General features: G+C 71.2%; 13 protein-coding genes, 2 tRNA genes, 1 pseudogene and 1 CRISPR repeat array. Of the genes and pseudogenes, 7 read left to right on the top strand and 9 right to left on the bottom strand.

The window, feature by feature from the left end:
• Both LJ221_RS18480 and LJ221_RS18475 read right to left on the bottom strand, forming a co-directional pair.
• A partial coding sequence (locus tag LJ221_RS18480; RefSeq protein WP_241717845.1) for a PAS domain-containing protein occupies positions 1-1,644 on the bottom strand: 1,644 nt, incomplete at its 3' end.
• 223 nt (positions 1,645-1,867) lie between these two features.
• A complete protein-coding gene (locus LJ221_RS18475; protein ID WP_241717844.1) occupies positions 1,868-2,440 on the bottom strand; it encodes an SSI family serine proteinase inhibitor in 573 nt (190 codons plus the stop codon).
• 244 nt (positions 2,441-2,684) lie between these two features.
• Between LJ221_RS18475 and LJ221_RS18470 the strand changes: the two genes are divergently transcribed.
• Positions 2,685-2,775: transfer RNA gene (locus tag LJ221_RS18470), tRNA-Ser, on the top strand.
• Between the two features lie 212 nt (positions 2,776-2,987).
• Positions 2,988-3,060, top strand: a tRNA-Arg gene (locus LJ221_RS18465).
• 234 nt (positions 3,061-3,294) lie between these two features.
• Here LJ221_RS18465 and LJ221_RS18460 read toward each other — a convergent pair.
• Complete coding sequence (locus LJ221_RS18460; RefSeq protein WP_374228497.1) at positions 3,295-4,959, bottom strand: MDR family MFS transporter; 1,665 nt, start codon at positions 4,957-4,959, stop codon at positions 3,295-3,297.
• A gap of 123 nt (positions 4,960-5,082) precedes the next feature.
• Positions 5,083-5,577: a MarR family winged helix-turn-helix transcriptional regulator gene (locus LJ221_RS18455; protein ID WP_241717843.1), complete on the bottom strand. Its 495-nt coding sequence runs from the start codon at positions 5,575-5,577 to the stop codon at positions 5,083-5,085.
• A 233-nt stretch (positions 5,578-5,810) separates the two neighbouring features.
• Between LJ221_RS18455 and LJ221_RS18450 the strand changes: the two genes are divergently transcribed.
• Positions 5,811-6,017, top strand: a complete 207-nt coding sequence (locus tag LJ221_RS18450) for a hypothetical protein (RefSeq protein ID WP_241717842.1) — start codon at positions 5,811-5,813, stop codon at positions 6,015-6,017.
• Between the two features lie 211 nt (positions 6,018-6,228).
• On the opposite strand, the gene LJ221_RS18445 is transcribed toward LJ221_RS18450, so the two are convergent.
• From LJ221_RS18445 to LJ221_RS18425, 5 genes are all read right to left on the bottom strand, one after another.
• On the bottom strand, positions 6,229-7,080 hold the full coding sequence (locus LJ221_RS18445; RefSeq protein ID WP_241717841.1) for an RNA polymerase sigma factor SigF: 852 nt from the start codon (positions 7,078-7,080) through the stop codon (positions 6,229-6,231).
• Positions 7,081-7,281: 201 nt separating this feature from the next.
• Complete coding sequence (locus LJ221_RS18440) at positions 7,282-8,100, bottom strand: RNA polymerase sigma factor SigF (RefSeq protein ID WP_241717840.1); 819 nt, start codon at positions 8,098-8,100, stop codon at positions 7,282-7,284.
• A gap of 192 nt (positions 8,101-8,292) precedes the next feature.
• Complete coding sequence (locus LJ221_RS18435) at positions 8,293-8,478, bottom strand: hypothetical protein (protein WP_374228496.1); 186 nt, start codon at positions 8,476-8,478, stop codon at positions 8,293-8,295.
• Positions 8,479-9,238: 760 nt separating this feature from the next.
• Positions 9,239-10,122: a CRISPR direct-repeat array (repeat unit 29 nt; unit sequence GTGCTCCCCGCACCCGCGGGGATGGTCCC).
• A 15-nt stretch (positions 10,123-10,137) separates the two neighbouring features.
• A complete protein-coding gene (locus tag LJ221_RS18430; RefSeq protein ID WP_241717838.1) occupies positions 10,138-11,385 on the bottom strand; it encodes an XRE family transcriptional regulator in 1,248 nt (415 codons plus the stop codon).
• A 155-nt stretch (positions 11,386-11,540) separates the two neighbouring features.
• Complete coding sequence (locus LJ221_RS18425) at positions 11,541-11,879, bottom strand: GntR family transcriptional regulator (protein ID WP_241717837.1); 339 nt, start codon at positions 11,877-11,879, stop codon at positions 11,541-11,543.
• Between the two features lie 154 nt (positions 11,880-12,033).
• Here LJ221_RS18425 and LJ221_RS18420 point away from each other — a divergent pair, with 154 nt between their 5' ends.
• The 4 genes and pseudogenes from LJ221_RS18420 to LJ221_RS18405 form a co-directional block, all read left to right on the top strand.
• The gene (locus tag LJ221_RS18420; protein ID WP_241717836.1) at positions 12,034-12,342 is read left to right on the top strand and encodes a hypothetical protein; all 309 of its coding nucleotides are present in this window, start codon (positions 12,034-12,036) and stop codon (positions 12,340-12,342) included.
• Entirely contained in the window at positions 12,339-12,971 is a 633-nt protein-coding gene (locus LJ221_RS18415) for a GGDEF domain-containing protein (RefSeq protein ID WP_241717835.1), read from the top strand. Before LJ221_RS18420 ends, LJ221_RS18415 begins: the two co-directional genes overlap by 4 nt.
• Positions 12,968-13,972 carry a DUF2637 domain-containing protein gene (locus tag LJ221_RS18410; protein ID WP_241717834.1) on the top strand — a complete coding sequence of 335 codons (1,005 nt, stop codon included), beginning with the start codon at positions 12,968-12,970 and terminating at the stop codon, positions 13,970-13,972. Before LJ221_RS18415 ends, LJ221_RS18410 begins: the two co-directional genes overlap by 4 nt.
• 86 nt (positions 13,973-14,058) lie before the next feature.
• Positions 14,059-15,413 (top strand): annotated as a pseudogene (locus LJ221_RS18405) (cell division protein FtsK); the annotation flags it as partial.

The raw sequence follows: 15,413 nt of genomic DNA, 5'->3' as shown, positions 1-15,413 counted from the left end.
CGCGGCGGGTGTGCCGCGCACCGGCTGCGACGGCACGGGCATCACCGTCGTCTCGCCGTCGCCCTGCGCGTCCCGCGCGCCGCCCCGGGTGTCCTGGGAATCACGCACCTCCCGGGCGCCCTGTTCCCGGTCGCTCCGCTTCCGCCGGGCCGCCGCCTTCGCCGGGTCGGGGGAGCCGACCGGCACCTCCAGGACGTAGGCGCTGCCGTCCCCCGCCCCGGGCACCCGGTGGGTCTGGAGCACACCGCCGTGCCGCCGCACGATCCCGCGCACCAGCGGCTCGTGCACCGGGCTGCCGCCGCCGTACGGGCCGCGCACCTCGATACGCACCACATCCCCGCGCTGCGCCGCCGCGACTACGATCGTCGAGTCGCCGGAGGCGGGGCCCTGCGCGTTGCCGGTCGCGTCCACGCCGGCCACGTCCGCGACCAGATGGGCCAGCGCCTGCGCCAGCCGCGCCGGGTCCACCTCCACCTCGACGGGCGGGGCGTGCACCGCGAACTGCGCGCGTCCGGGGCCGATCAGCTCGATGGCGCCCTCGACACCGGCCGAGACCACCTCGTCCAGCGATACCGTCTCGCGCGCGAGCCGCTCGGCGCCCGTGTCCAGCCGCTGGTAGCCCAGCACGTTGTCCACGAGCGTGGTCATGCGCGCGTAGCCGGCGGCCAGATAGTGCAGCGTCTGGTTCGCCTCCGGCCACAACTGCCCGGCCGGATCGGCCGCCAGCCCGCCCAGCTCGCCGCGGAGCTGCTCCAGCGGCCCGCGCAGTCCGCTCTCCAGTACGGCCAGCAGCTGCTCGTGGCGTGCGACGAGGGCGTCGTAGGAGGTGCGGTCGGTGAAGGCGAGCACCGCGCCGACGAGCTGGTCGCCGTCGCGCACCGGCGCGGTCGTCATGTCGACCGGTACCGCGCGGCCGTCCTTGGTCCACAGCACCTGTCCGCGCACCCGGTGCTTGCGTCCGGAGCGCAGGCTGTCGGCGAGCGGCGTCTCCTCCCACGGCAGCCGGCTGCCGTCGGGGCGCGAGTGGTGGACGAGCGGGTGGAGCCTCTGCCCGCCCAGCTCGCCGGCCCGGTGGCCGAGGATCTGCGCGGCGGCCGGGTTGACCAGGACGACCCTGCCCTCGGTGTCCACGCCCACCACGCCCTCGGCGGCGGCGCGCAGGATCATCTCGGTCTGGCGCTGCTGCCGGGCCAGCTCGGCCTCGGTGTCGACGGTGCCGGTGAGGTCGCGGACGACGAGCATGAGCAGCTCGTCCCCGGTGTAGCTGTTGCCGTGGTCGGCGAAGGCCGCCTCGAAGGACGACTCGTAGGGGGTACGCCCGTCCTCCAGGTTGGCACTGGTCACCTCGACCATGAACTGCGCGCCGTCGGTGCGCCGGGCCACCATCCGCGTCGGTTTGGTGCGGGGCTGGGGGGCGTCGTCGGGGCGGCGCATCGAGCCGGGGATGAGCTTGGAGTCGAACTCCGGGAGCAGGTCGAGCAGTCCGCGCCCGACCAGGGCGGTGCCCGGCGACTCGAAGACCTCCAGGGCGATGCTGTTGGCGTTGACGACCGTGCCGTTGCAGTTCACCAGGAGCAACGCGTCCGGCAGTGCGTCGAGTATGGCTGCGAGGCGAGCAGCGCCTCGGGACGGCCTGCTGCTCACGACGACGCATCCTCCCTGCTGACCAGCTGGTGCACCGTGGCAGCGCCGGGAACGGGGCCGGGACCGAAATCCGGACTGGGACCAGAGCCGGACCGGTGCGCCGTGTCTCCCGCGCGTGCCACTTGAGGGGAAGTCTACGGCCAGCGGTGGCGGAAGCGACGGCGGATGCGTGGGGAGGGTGGGGAGAACGCGGGCCCGGGGCCGGGTCGGCGTATGAGGTCCGTCACTCCCCCGCTTCCTCCGCGAGCTCCTCCGAGCCGGGGAGAGCGGGCACGAGGGCGTCCCAGCGGGCGATCTCGCAGCCGTCCGTACGCCGGAACGAGGCGTCCACCCGCTGCCCGTGCCAGACCCCGGTGATGCGGGCGGTGGCCGGGCCGCCGTGGATCTGGGCGCACATCGCGTCCGCGGGGACGGGCCGCCAGGGGTCGCGAGGCCCCCGGGCGGCCCGGTCGACGGCCTCGCAGGCGGCGAGGGCGTCGGGGTGGCTGCCGCCGGCGGGGTGGCAGTCGAGGGTGTGCGCCCGCCGGGACGGGGCCCCGCCCCCGCGTACTCCGCGCGGCGCGGTGTGCGGTGCCATGACGCCGTCCGGGGAGACGGAGACGGTGATGGTGAGCCGGTCCTCCCGGGCGGCCGGCATCACGGGGTCGGGTGCGGGCACCGGCGTGGGCCCGGGTTCGGGCACGGGCCAGGGCCGGGCAGAGGCCGGTACGGCGAAGGACGCGGCGGAGACGGGGGTGAGTACGGCGGCGAGCACGGTGGCCCCGGTGATGACCGCGGCGGTACGGCGGTGCGGCATGGCGGCTCCTGCGGAGGTGTGGTGCGGGCGGACCCGCGCGACTGAGGTTCTTCCCTGCCCCGTTCAACGCGCTACCGCGCACGCCGTTGCGCACCTCCACCCGCCCGCCGCACCGCCGGTGCCGCCACCAGGGGCAAAGCCCTTTGCCGGGGAACCCGCCGGCCGGGTACCGTGGGGTCCGATTGGAGACAGCCCCCGGGCTGTGCCATCATCAGCACACACGTCGCGGTGACGCGGCGCGTGGGGAGGCTTCGCCTAGTCTGGTCTATGGCGCCGCACTGCTAATGCGGTTTGGGCCTTAAAGCCCATCGAGGGTTCAAATCCCTCAGCCTCCGCTCTGATCGTCATGATCACCGAAGCCCCGGCCCGTATGGCCGGGGCTTCTTCCGTTTCCGTTCCGAGGGTAGGCGGCGGAGGCCGTGAACGCCTTCCGCCGGGCATCACCGCAGGTCGGGCCGGGTGGGTCGAATGGATTTCACCTCTGGGCGGAGGTCATGTAATGTTGTTCCCGCAACGCCGACCGGCAAGGAAAGAGCCGGGAAGCCAAGCGCTCGTAGCTTAACGGATAGAGCATCTGACTACGGATCAGAAGGTTGCAGGTTCGAATCCTGCCGAGCGCGCAGCAGATGAGGGGCCCCGCCGGATCCGGCGGGGCCCCTCATCTGTGTGCCGGAGGTGCGGGGTCCGTGTAGCCCACCGGGAGGCAGTCGTTCGCACGGGGCGGGGATTTGTCCTACTGCGATGTTTCACGGGAAACATCGGGCCCCGTCCGGGTGGCCCGCGGGGTGACCACACCGAACAGGGCCGGACCGCGGGTGCGCTTCCGGTCCTGTGGGGTCGCGGGGCGGCAGGGGTCAGACGGACCGGCCGGCGGTGGCTCCTTCGGACCGCCGCTCCCTGTCCCCGGCCTGTTCGGCTTCGACCTTCTCGATCTCGATCTGCTCGTCGAGCCGGGTGCGCAGCGGCACTTCCCTGACGAACAGGACCAGCAGCAGCGCGATCACCCCCATCGGGGCGGCGTAGAGGTAGATGTCGGCCACACCGTGACCGTACGCGCTCTCGACGACCGTGCGGACCGGGCCGGGGAGGGCGTCCAGGTCCGGGATGGCGCTGCCGTCGCCGCCGGTCGCCCCCTCGGGCCTGACGCCCAGTTTCGTCATGCCGTCGGTGACGTAGGCGGTGATGCGGTGGGCGAGCACCGCACCGAGCACCGAGACACCCACCGCGCCGCCGAGGGAGCGGAAGAAGGCGAGTACGGAGCTGGCCGCGCCCAGTTCGGAGAGGGCGACCTGGTTCTGGGTGGCCAGGACGAGGTTCTGCATCATCATGCCGACGCCGGCGCCCAGCAGCGCCATGGAGACGGCGATCTGCCAGTACGGGGTGTCGTACCGCATCGTGCCCAGCAGGCCGAGTCCGGCCGTCAGCAGGACGCCGCCGGACACCAGCCATATCTTCCAGCGGCCGGTGCGGGTGATGACCAGGCCGGAGAGGGTGGAGAGGACGAACAGCCCGCCGATCATCGGGATCGTCAGCACACCGGACATCGTGGGCGACTCGCCGCGGGCGAGCTGGAAGTACTGACTGAGGAAGACGGTCGCGCCGAACATCGCGGTGCCGACGAAGAGTGAGGCCAGCGAGGTGAGCGTGATCGTGCGGTTACGGAACAGGCCCAGCGGGATGATCGGTTCGGCGGCGCGCGATTCGGTGACGACGAAGGCCAGGGTCAGCAGAAGCGCGGCTCCGACCATCGTGTACGTCTGCCAGGACAGCCAGTCGTAGCTGTTTCCGGCCAGTGTCACCCATATCAGCAGCAGGGAGACGGCGGCGGTGACGAGGGAGGCGCCCAGCCAGTCCACCTTCACATTCTCCCGCTTCACCACGGGCAGGTGCAGCGTCTTCCGGAGGACGATCAGGGCGAGGACGGCGAAGGGTACGCCGACGTAGAAGCACCAGCGCCAGCCGAGCCAGGGGGTGTCGGTGATCACGCCGCCGAGCAGCGGTCCGCCGACGGTGGCGACGGCGAAGGTGGCGCCCAGGTAGCCGCTGTAGCGGCCGCGCTCACGTGGGGGGATCATCGCGGCGATGATGATCTGGGAGAGCGCTGCCAGACCGCCCGCCCCCAGGCCCTGCACCGCACGGAAGGCGATCAGGGTGCCGGTGTCCTGTGCCAGGCCGGCTCCGGCGGAGGCCAGTACGAAGAGCACCAGCGCCGACTGCACCAGCAGCTTCTTGCTGTAGAGGTCGGCGAGCTTGCCCCACAGCGGAGTGGAGGCGGTCATGGTCAGCAGCGCCGCCGTGACCACCCAGGTGTACGCGCTCTGGCTGCCGCCCAGGTCCGAGATGATCCGGGGGAGGGCGTTGGAGACGACCGTCGAGGACAGGACGGAGACGAACATGCCGAGCAGCAGCCCGGACAGCGCCTCCAGGATCTGGCGGTGCGTCATGGGCACCTGTTCGGCGCCCGGGGCGGTGCGGGCGGTGCCGTCCTTCAGTGTCTCCGAAGGTGTGGACGTTGCCATGCGCTCCTTGCTTTCCGTGTCTCTTCCGGCGGCGGGTGGCGTGCCGCGGCACGCTGTGGGGCCGCGGTCCGGGCGGCCCGGACGGCTGTGCGCCCGGGCACGGTGGTGCGGGGTGTGCGGTGATCAGATGTGCGCGGCGGCCGCGGGGTGCGGTGGGAGGGGGCGGGCGCTCCGGGAGGCGGTGCGGCAGCCGCAGTCGCCGAAGCTCGCGCGCAGCCTCGCCAGCAGCTCGGTGAGACGGGTCACGTCCTCCTCCGGCCAGTCGCCGAGGAGGTGCGCGAGCGTCTCGCTGGTGCGGTGGTGCATGTCGGCCAGCATCTGCTCGCCGCTCCCGGTCAACCGCAGCAGCCGGACCCGGCCGTCGAGGGGGTCGGGCCGGCGGTCGACCCAGCCGCGCTCGACGGCGTACGTGACGTGGCGGCTGGTGACGGACATGTCGATGCCCAGCAGATCGGCGAGCCGCGTCATCCGCATCTCACCGTGCCGCCCCAGCAGCGTCAGCACGACCGCCGGCGCGGGCGGGCAGTCGTGCGGAAGGTTACGGGCCAGTTCGCGCCGGACGGCGCCGACGGAGCCGAGTTCCCGGGCCAGGTCCTCGTAGGGAGTGTGTGCTGTCACCGGGTCCTCCTCACGGCCGCAGAGATCGTTGCTTGCTACAAACATATGTTCGTTGGTTGCGGCAAGCAAACGAATTCGGGCGTGAGGGGGCAAACACTTGCCCAAGGAAAGGTGTGCCCCGTGCCAAGCTCCGCGCCGAGCCCCCGTGTCGGGTCCACGGCGCTGTTGTACGGCGGGGCAGGTATGTGACCGGGGGTGACCGGCGACCGGCTCGTTCGCTAGGGTCCGGAGGCATGGCTCACAACCCTCATGCACCCCAGGGTCCGGCAGGCGGCCAGGACCCGGCCGGCAGCACCCAGATGTTCCGCGCCTTCGTCGACGAGGACGGACCGCGTCCGCCCGCCGCGACCCGGTCCTCCGGCCCCAGGGTCGGTCTGATCGTGGGGATCGCCGCGGTCCTCGTGGTCATCGCGGCGGTCGTCTGGTTCGCCCTCTCCTGAGGGCTTCCGGGTGGGGCGGCCTCGTGCCGCTCCGCCCGGCCCTGTCCCGCTCCGTGAGGAGAGGCGGGGGATCACCGGGACGGAGGCGAACGCGGACGGCCACCGGGACGGTGTCGTACCGTCCGGCGGCCGTCCGCGTCTTCGTGCCGTTCCCCGTGCCGCTTCCCCGTGCCGAGCCTCCGCGCCGGTCGCCCCGTGCGGGGGCGGGCCGTCACTCCTCCGAGGTCAGGCCCTCTCTGAGCTGCGCGAGCGTACGGGTCAGCAGCCGCGAGACGTGCATCTGGGAGATGCCGACCCGCTCGCCGATCTGCGACTGCGTCATGTTTCCGAAGAAACGCAGCATGATGATCTGCCGCTCACGCGGCGGGAGCTTGGCGAGCAGCGGCTTGAGTGACTCGCGGTACTCGACGCCCTCCAGCGCGCTGTCCTCGTACCCCAGCCGGTCGGCGAGGGAGCCCTCGCCGCCCTCCTCCTCCGGAGCGGGGGAGTCCAGGGAACTGGCCGTGTAGGCGTTGCCCACGGCCAGCCCGTCCACCACGTCCTCCTCGGACACCCCGAGGGCGGCGGCCAGTTCGGTCACTGTCGGGGAGCGGTCGAGCTTCTGCGACAGTTCGTCGCCGGTCTTGGTGAGCGCCAGGCGCAGCTCCTGCAGGCGCCGGGGGACGCGCACCGACCAGGAGGTGTCACGGAAGAAGCGCTTGATCTCGCCGACGACCGTCGGCATCGCGAACGTGGGGAACTCCACGCCCCGTTCGCAGTCGAAGCGGTCGATGGCCTTGATCAGACCGATGGTGCCGACCTGGACGATGTCCTCCATCGGCTCGTTGCGGCTGCGGAAGCGGGCCGCCGCGTACCGCACGAGCGGGAGGTTCAGCTCGATGAGGGTATCTCGGACGTAGACGCGTTCCGGACTGTCGGCGTCGAGTGCGGCGAGCCGCTGGAACAGGGAGCGGGAGAGGGTCCGGGTGTCGATGGCGTCGCAGTCTGAGGGAACGTACGGTGCGTCGTCGGCCTTGGTGTCGGGCTCGGCGAGCACCTTCGAGCTGCCCAGTTCTACGGACATGCCACCCCCTTGAGGTCGCGGACGGATCGCGGCGGCGCCCTCGGGTGTGAGGGAGGCACCTCCCGGTCAATACCGGCGGCGCCGTCGCGGCAAACGCACTTCTCGCAGAATGTCACAAGTCAGCAACACGATGTAGCCCCTTATCGATAAAACTGCACAGCCCGGGACGGGGTACGCCCGGACGAGTGTCCTTCGCCGGAGTTACGCGTCGATGGAGTTTGCGGCCCGGAGCCGGGCGAAGCTCCGCGACAGCAGCCGGGACACGTGCATCTGGGACACACCCAGCTCCGCGCTGATCTGCGACTGCGTCAGGTTCCGGTAGTACCGCAGCAGCAGGATCCGCTGCTCCCGTTCGGGGAGCTGGACGAGCAGGTGCCGCACCAGGTCGCGGTGTTCCACGCCGTCCAGGGCCGGATCCTCGTAGCCGAGCCGGTCGATCAGCCCGGGCATGCCGTCCTCGCGCTCCTGGGCGGCCTCCAGGGACGTGGCGCGGTAGGCGCGCCCGGCCTCCAGACAGGCCAGGACGTCCTCCTCGGCGATCCGCAGCCGCTCGGCGATCTCGGCGGTGGTCGGCGAGCGGCCGTGCAGCACGGTCAGGTCCTCCGTCGCGCCGCTGACCTGCACCCACATCTCGTGCAGCCGGCGCGGTACGTGCACGGTGCGGACGTTGTCGCGGAAGTAGCGCCGGATCTCGCCGACGATCGTCGGCATCGCGAAGGTGGGGAACTGCACCCCGCGTCCGGGGTCGAAACGGTCGATGGCGTTGATCAGGCCGATGGTGCCGACCTGGACGACGTCCTCCATCGGCTCGTTGCGGCTGCGGAAGCGGGCGGCGACGTAGCGGACGAGGGGCAGGTTGGCCTCGATGAGGGCCCCGCGCACCCGTTCGTGCTCGGAGGAGCCGGGTTCCAGTCCGGAGAGCCGCTCGAAGAGCACCTGGGTCAGGGCGCGGGTCTCCGCGCTCCGACGGCTGGGGGCTGCCCCCGTCGGGGTCCGGGGAAGGGTCTGCGTGACCGCCACCGTTCGTCCAACCCCTTCACGGTTGTCTCATCCGGCGAAAGCGGTCATAGCATCACAAGGTATATGCGCCGTGGGCAAGCACCGCACGGCTTCGTGTTGGTGCGGTGCGCGCACGGCGGACGGCCGTCCGGGGGTGCCCTCCGGGGCGGCGGACCGGGGTTCGCGGGAGCGGACTCGTACGGGCGGGCCCGTTCAGTTCACCAGTTCGGTCATGAAGGTTCCGACGCCCTTCGCGGCGCCGGAGATGCCCTCGAAGCCGATGCCGACGAGTTCGGCGGAACGGTCGGGGGAGGTGATGATCGAGTACAGGATGAAGACGAGGAGTGTGTAGAGCACGACCTTCTTCACGTCCACGGCGCTTGCCTCTCCCCCCGACATCCCCGAGCACCCCGGGTGCCCCGAACACAGGACCGCCCAGGCGGTCGCGAGAGTCTAACCGGCGCGGACCGGCGCTCCCAGGGGCGGCGCGAGCCGTGCCGTACGCCGGGGGCGGGGGCGTGGGGGCGGAACACGTCGAAGGGCCCCCTCGGAGGGGGCCCTTCGACCGCGCGGTAGCGGTGGGATTTGAACCCACGGTGGAGTTGCCCCCACACTCGCTTTCGAGGTCTGTTCGCACCAGCCAGCGCTTCGTTCGTCAGCGTTCACCCGTGGTCGGAACTGGGTGGAAGTGGCCCGCTTGGGCGCCGCTGAACGCCCCTGAACAGGAGTGAATGAGACGAGAACTGAGACGGGTCTCGTTAAAGCTCAGGACTTCCCCGCTCCCCCACCTCTGGCCCCGGTAGAGAGCTGAAACACTCGGGGGTGGCGGGGGTGGCAGTTGCCGCATCTGCATCTGTTCAAGCGGGCCTCAGCGGTCTGTGACACTGTGACAGGTGTGACACTCCCCCGTGTTCCAGCCTTATCCTTCGCCAGCAGTAGCTCAGGCCAGCTTCAGGGGTATGTGACTGTCTCCTGCTCCGGTGATGTGTACAGCTCCAGGCTGGGACTGTTGTGCGAATTGCAGAGCCGATGTGCTGATGTCGTCTAGCTTGACTTGGTGCGCAAATCGACCAGAGGAGGCGGTATGGGCGGATGGTCCGAGTCTTGGGAAGTGAGTAAAATCCGCATGCGGCCGTGATAGAACCGCAGGTCAAGAAGCGTGCTCCCCGCACCCGCGGGGATGGTCCCCGTCAGCATGGGCGCAGGGTGGCACCCGCACCGTGCTCCCCGCACCCGCGGGGATGGTCCCACCGATCGGGGCAACCAGCGCCCCAAGAAGCCGTGCTCCCCGCACCCGCGGGGATGGTCCCTACTCGCCCGCGCCCAGCGAGGCGCACTCTCCGTGCTCCCCGCACCCGCGGGGATGGTCCCAGCACCCGCAACCGCGCCCGGATCTCCGGCGAGTGCTCCCCGCACCCGCGGGGATGGTCCCGTGACGCTGTGTCCCCCGGCTCCGTTGTCGGCGTGCTCCCCGCACCCGCGGGGATGATCCCACCCCATCGACGGTGACAAAGATTCCGCCGGAGTGCTCCCCGCACCCGCGGGGATGGTCCCGGCGGGATCCGCGAGCAGGAGACCGCCACGGTGTGCTCCCCGCACCCGCGGGGATGGTCCCGGAACGTCGTCCGCCGGCGGGAGGTCCGCCTCGGTGCTCCCCGCACCCGCGGGGATGGTCCCGAGGCCGTCCGCGCGAGCGGGGTCCAGCAGGCGTGCTCCCCGCACCCGCGGGGATGGTCCCACCCCGAGCCCGTCCCCGTGCACGCGGATGCCGTGCTCCCCGCACCCGCGGGGATGGTCCCAGGCCGGCGGGCACCGCGAACTCGGCGTGGGAGTGCTCCCCGCACCCGCGGGGATGGTCCCGACAAGTGGTCCGGTGAGCCGGTCCGGCAGGAGTGCTCCCCGCACCCGCGGGGATGGTCCCACCGGCCAGGGAGAGGACTGGATGGTGACCGAGTGCTCCCCGCACCCGCGGGGATGGTCCCCCGTTCAAGCTGCCCGGCTGGATGGCGGCCAAGTGCTCCCCGCACCCGCGGGGATGGTCAGATGTCCGGCCGTGCTTTATGAAGGGAGGAATCCTGGCTTAGCGCTGGCAAGAGTCCGCAGGTGCCCGAGGTAGTCCTGGGCGGTCGACTCGGTGGCGTAGCGCTTGCGCATCTCGGCTGCCAGCTCGCGGCTGGTCATGATGAGCGACGGCACGGACTGGCGCTCTCCCTGAAGGGCTCGTTCGCCGAAGGTCACAGCTTGTTCGAGGTCGCCCTCACGGGCTGCTGCCACGCCCAGCGTGACGCGGGCTTCGGCGTTGCGCATGGGGGAGCGCTCGGTGCCGTCGAAGTCCGTGCCGACGCGCAGGACCTCTTCCGCGAGCGACCGGGCGAGTCGGTCCTCGCCCACAAGGCGGTAGCAGTCCATGGCGTAGAAGTCGAACTTCGCCGGGTCCACCACGAAGTGGTTGTCCAGGTTCTCCGGGTAGGGCATCCCTTCGAGGAGTCGCCGCCCCTTGTCGAGGGCGATCTCGACCTGCCGCCGGTCGCCGAGGCGTGCCCACGCCTTCGCTTCCTGACCGGCGAGCTGCACCGCGACGCTGTGGTTGCCGGCGACTTCCGCCCCGGCCTGGGCCGCGGCGATGACGCCCCGGTAGTCGCCGGTGGTGAGGGAGAACCAGGCGCGCATCTCGTGAGCCCAACCGGCGACTTCCGCGTGGTCCGACTCGGTGGCGATGGACAGCGCGGCCCGGCGCGTGGCTTCGGCCCCGTGACGGTTGCCCGTGTCGTACTCAACGCAGCCCACCAGCAGTGCGAGCCAGCCGGAGAGCGCGAGCACTTCGCGGTGCTGGGCGAGGGTGAGGTTCTTCCGAGTCAGCTCGACCACCCGCCGCATCCACTGCCGCCCCTCTACGAGCAGCTGCTCGCTCGGCATGTACGGGTACTCGGAGCAGAGCCGGTCCGTTGTGATGCGCAGGGCGTCGAGGGTCGCCTCGTCCACGTCCGACCTGTTGAGGCGGTTGAGGATTTCCAGTGTCTCCATCCCGCTGGCCAGAGCGATCTCGGAATCGGCGTCGCGTCGCGAGGGAGCGGGGAAGATGGAGTGCGTGACGGTTCCGAAGGTCGCGGCGATGAGCGGGCGGTAGAACTCGCCCGGCATGGTGCCGGCCTCCCACCGCTTCCACTGGCGGACCATGCTTTCGTCGCTCGGCAGCTCGGTCGGAGCATGGGCGCGCAGCGCCCGTACCGCTTGGAGCTGTGACCACTCGCGTGCCTGTCGCTCGGCCGCGATGCGCCGTGCCCAGTCTGGCCTGTCGTCGCTCATGAGCCCTCCCCGGTGCCTACTCCGAGTCTGCTGCGCCCTCAAGGGGGACAGTCAAGAGGACAGCGGGTGACATGGGATGTGTCCCCCTGTCTGATCTTGAGCCCCCTCCTGTCATCTACATCACACACTGAGTAGCGGTCATGGTGGTTCCCAGATCACAAGCCGTTCGGGCCGCAACGCTCCTCCAGAGCGTTGACCCGGTCGGCTAGAGCCTGCATCTGGGAGCGGATTTCCTTGAGTTCTTCATGTACGTCACGAGTGGGGCGGTCGCTGTCCGCAACGAAGACCCCCTTATTGCCCGCTGTGAAGATCAGTCCTTCAGCCCGCAGGATCTCCAGACCGTTCTGGACCGTCTGCCCCGCGACGTCGAAGCGCTCCGCGAGTTCTTTCCGGGTGGGCAGTTTCGCGCCCGGCTTCATGCGTGCGATCTCGCGGCGTAGCTCATCTGCGATCTGTACCGGCTTCGGTCTGGGGTCGTCCTCGGCAAGGCTCATGCTTCGAGGGTAGTCACCAGTCCGTGCTAGCGCGCACCACCACAGGGGTTGCTAACTAGTGCACACTAGTGCACGCTGGTTCGTGCGGTCGTCTCCCGGCAAAGAACGGCGGCCGACGCGATCAGTCATGTCCCGATCCATGACAGGAGTGCAGGTGAGAACGTTCGTAGGACGGCAGGAGGCGGTCAGCGCCTCAGAGTTCGTCGAGTTGGCGTATGGCCTTGATGAGCTGCCTGCGGGCATCGACCGTGAGCTGTTCATCGGGGTACCGGGCGAGAGCCGCGAGGAGAGGGCGGCCCGGCTGGACGTGGCCCGTGAGGTCCTGGCGGAGCTGCGCGAGCAGGGCGAGCGGGACGAGGTCGCCGCAAGTGACGCGCGCTTCGCCGCCGCCTTGCACCGGGCGGTGCCGCTGCGGCGCCCTCCCCGCACCCGCCGCGACTCCGGGACGGAGGTGGCGGCATGAGCACGCTGCTTCCTGCCGCTCTGGCGGCGGCCCCGCTGGCGGCCGGGTGGTCGGCCCATCTGATGTGGATGCGAAGGCAGCTCGCCGCCGCGCATCGGGACCCGCTGACCGGGTTGTGGACCCGGGAAGTGTTCGAAGTGAGAGCCCGTCGGCTGCTGTGTGGCGAGACGCTGGTGCTGCTGGCAGACGTCAACGACTTCAAGGCGGTCAACGACACTCACGGCCATGCGGCCGGAGACGCCGTGCTGGCAGCCATCGGCGGCAGGCTGGGACGGATCTGTGGCACCGGTGTGGTGGGACGGCTGGGCGGAGACGAGTTCGCCGCCGTGGTGCCCTGCCGCCGGGAAGCTGAGAGCGCGGTCGCGGCGGTGCGGCTGGCGCTGGGACTGCCGGTTGAGTACGAGGGTCGCCGCCTGCCGGTCTCGGTTTCGCTGGGTGCGGTGCCCGTGGCTGCGGGTACCGACCTGCCGTCCGCGCTGCGGCGGGCGGACGAAGCCATGTACGCGGCCAAGCGCGCTGACGGTGGCTGGTGCGTGGCCGACGAGACGGCCCCGGCCGCGCTCGCCACGGTCAACGGCCGCCGTGTCGGCCGCCCCGGCACCCACCACGGCGGGGAGGGCGAGCGGTGACCACCACTTCCGAGAACACCCGGGCGGCGGTGCCGCCGCTGGTGGGCGGTGAGAAGGCGCTGCTGGGCGCGGCGGCGGTGGCCGGTGCCACGGTCGGCGGCTTGGGTCTGGCTTCCTCGTTCGCGTCGGTGTCGGCGGCGGCGGAGCGGTGGGGATTCTCCGAGCCCTGGATGCTGCCGGTGGGCATCGACATCGCGATCCCGACGTTCACGGTGGCCAATCTGCTGCTGATCCGGATGGGGATGCCGCTGGCGTGGGTGCGGTTCGTGCCCTGGGCGCTGACGTTCGTCACCTGCTGGCTGAACATCGCGGCCGGGCACTCGCTGTCGGCCAAGCTCGCGCACGGCACGATGCCGCTGCTGTGGGTGGTGCTGTCGGAGATCGTCGCGCACGTCTACGCGGTGCGCATCGGCGCTGCGACCGGGCAGCGGATGGAGCGCATCCGCCGCTCGCGCTGGCTGCTGGCCTTCCCCTCCACCTTCGCGCTGTGGCGGCGGATGGTGCTGTGGGAGACCACCAGCTACCGCGATGCTCTGGCGCGGGAGCGCGAACGGCAGCTGGCTCGCGCCGACTTGCGCGAGCGCTACGGCCGCCGCTGGCGGCGGACCGCGCCGCGCCGGACCCGGGTGCTGCTCAAGCTCGGCGAACTCGCCCCCGATGGTGCCCAGGCGCCGGCGCCCGAGCCGGAGCGGTCCGAGCCGACGCCCGAGGGGGTGCCGCTGCCGGAGGAGCCGAAGCCCGGCACGCCCAAGCGTCGCCCGCGCACGCGGCCGGGCAAGGGCCGCGGCAAGGCGGTACCGCGCCGCACTCGTGAGGAGCTGCTGACACAGGCGCGGGAGGCCACCACTGATTGGCCGGTGGACCGGCTGACGGCCGAGGCGATCCGGGAAGCGGTCCGCTGCTCCCCGGCCAACGCCCGGATGCTCCGCGAGACCCTGCGCGCCGAGCGAACTGAACAGGACGGCCACCGGGCCGCCGCGGAATCCCTGATCGCCGCCTGAAGAACAGCGCCACGGGGCCCGGCCCTCAACCGACCAAAGCGATGCACCGGGCCCCGCACCTCCCACCACGGATGGAAGGAAGTTCAGTGAATCACGAGGACGAGAACGAACTGTTCGCCCGACTGGAGGCGGACATGACCGCCGATCCGCGCGGTGATGTGGTCGACCTGGACAAGGTCCGGTCGGCCCGCACCGTACCGACCGGGTCGGCCGACGGATCGGCGGATGGATCGGGTGGCCCGACCGTGCCGGTGATGGTCGACCGATCGGCCGATCCGTCCGGTGCGGGATCGACGCTGGTGGACCGGGTGCGGTCGGCCGAGCGGCGGCCGATCGTTCCGGGCTGGGCGCGCTCTGCGCAGGAGTTCACCGCCGCCGCGCGGTGGCTGGCCGGACACATCGGCCACACCGTCGCCTTCCACACGGTGCGCACTCCGGCCTACGCCGCCCGGCTGGCGGTGCGGGCCCCGGCCGGTGCCGCGAAGTTCGTCGGCGGCACTCTGCGGTGGATGGCCGACGCCGAGGGCGAACCGGTCCGGCTGGCGGCGGTGCGCCGGGAGGACGCCGGGGAGTATCTGAAGCTCTCCAGGCAGCGGGACCGCCGGGTGCGGCTGCGCACCGCCGTGGGGCTGCTGGGCTCGCTGCTCGGTGTGGGCACGGTGCTGGCCCTGTACGTGCTGGCGCCGGTCTGGCTGAACGTGCTCGCCGCCGTGGTGGTGACGCTGGCGATGGGCTGGCTCGGTGCTCCGGCCGATGACCCGGTCGTCAACCGGGCCGTGGTGGTGCCCAGGGCGCAGAAGCTCACCAGTGACATCGTGCTGCGCGCACTCGGTGCGCTGGGCATTCCGGCGATCAACCAGGCGCAGGGCAAGGGCCGGGACGGGTTCACCTTCACCGCCCCCATCACCCGGGACGGGCCCGGCTGGCGGGCCGAGGGCGATCTGCCGTACGGGGTGACGGTGACGGACGTGATCGACAAGCGGGACAAGCTCGCGTCCGGGCTGCGCCGTCCGCTGGGCTGCGTGTGGCCCGAGGCGGTTCCGGAGGAGCACACCGGCCGCCTGGTGCTGTGGGTCGGGGACCAGGACATGTCCAAGGCCAAACAGCCGGCCTGGCCGCTGGCCAAGTCCGGCTCGGTGGACCTGTTCCGGCCGGTGGCGTTCGGCACCGACCAGCGCGGCCGGTGGGTGGACATCACCCTGATGTACATCGCCGGTGTCATCGGCGCCATCCCGCGCATGGGCAAGACCTTCCTGCTGCGGCTGCTGCTGCTCATCGCCGCTCTGGACCCGCGGGCGGAGCTGCACACCTACGACCTGAAGGGCACCGGCGACCTGGACCCGGTCGGCGACCGCGTCGCCCACCGGCACCGCGCCGGAGACGATGAGGAGGACATCGAGTACGCCCTCCGCGCCCTGCGGGCACTGCGCGAGGAACTGCG

The organism is Streptomyces sp. CNQ085 (genome assembly GCF_022614595.1).
In the GTDB taxonomy this organism is placed as follows: Bacteria; Actinomycetota; Actinomycetes; order Streptomycetales; family Streptomycetaceae; genus Streptomyces.
Note: the sequence above shows the minus strand (reverse complement) of the source record. Positions and strands in the feature narration are given on the sequence as shown.

What these genes read in the sequence shown, in the direction of transcription:
- LJ221_RS18475 (WP_241717844.1), bottom strand. Translation starts at nt 2,440, where the DNA reads ATGCCGCACCGCCGTACCGCCGCGGTCATCACCGGGGCCACCGTGCTC.
- LJ221_RS18460 (WP_374228497.1), bottom strand. Translation starts at nt 4,959, where the DNA reads ATGGCAACGTCCACACCTTCGGAGACACTGAAGGACGGCACCGCCCGC.
- LJ221_RS18450 (WP_241717842.1), top strand. Translation starts at nt 5,811, where the DNA reads ATGGCTCACAACCCTCATGCACCCCAGGGTCCGGCAGGCGGCCAGGAC.
- LJ221_RS18445 (WP_241717841.1), bottom strand. Translation starts at nt 7,080, where the DNA reads ATGTCCGTAGAACTGGGCAGCTCGAAGGTGCTCGCCGAGCCCGACACC.
- LJ221_RS18435 (WP_374228496.1), bottom strand. Translation starts at nt 8,478, where the DNA reads ATGTCGGGGGGAGAGGCAAGCGCCGTGGACGTGAAGAAGGTCGTGCTC.
- LJ221_RS18430 (WP_241717838.1), bottom strand. Translation starts at nt 11,385, where the DNA reads ATGAGCGACGACAGGCCAGACTGGGCACGGCGCATCGCGGCCGAGCGA.
- LJ221_RS18425 (WP_241717837.1), bottom strand. Translation starts at nt 11,879, where the DNA reads ATGAGCCTTGCCGAGGACGACCCCAGACCGAAGCCGGTACAGATCGCA.
- LJ221_RS18415 (WP_241717835.1), top strand. Translation starts at nt 12,339, where the DNA reads ATGAGCACGCTGCTTCCTGCCGCTCTGGCGGCGGCCCCGCTGGCGGCC.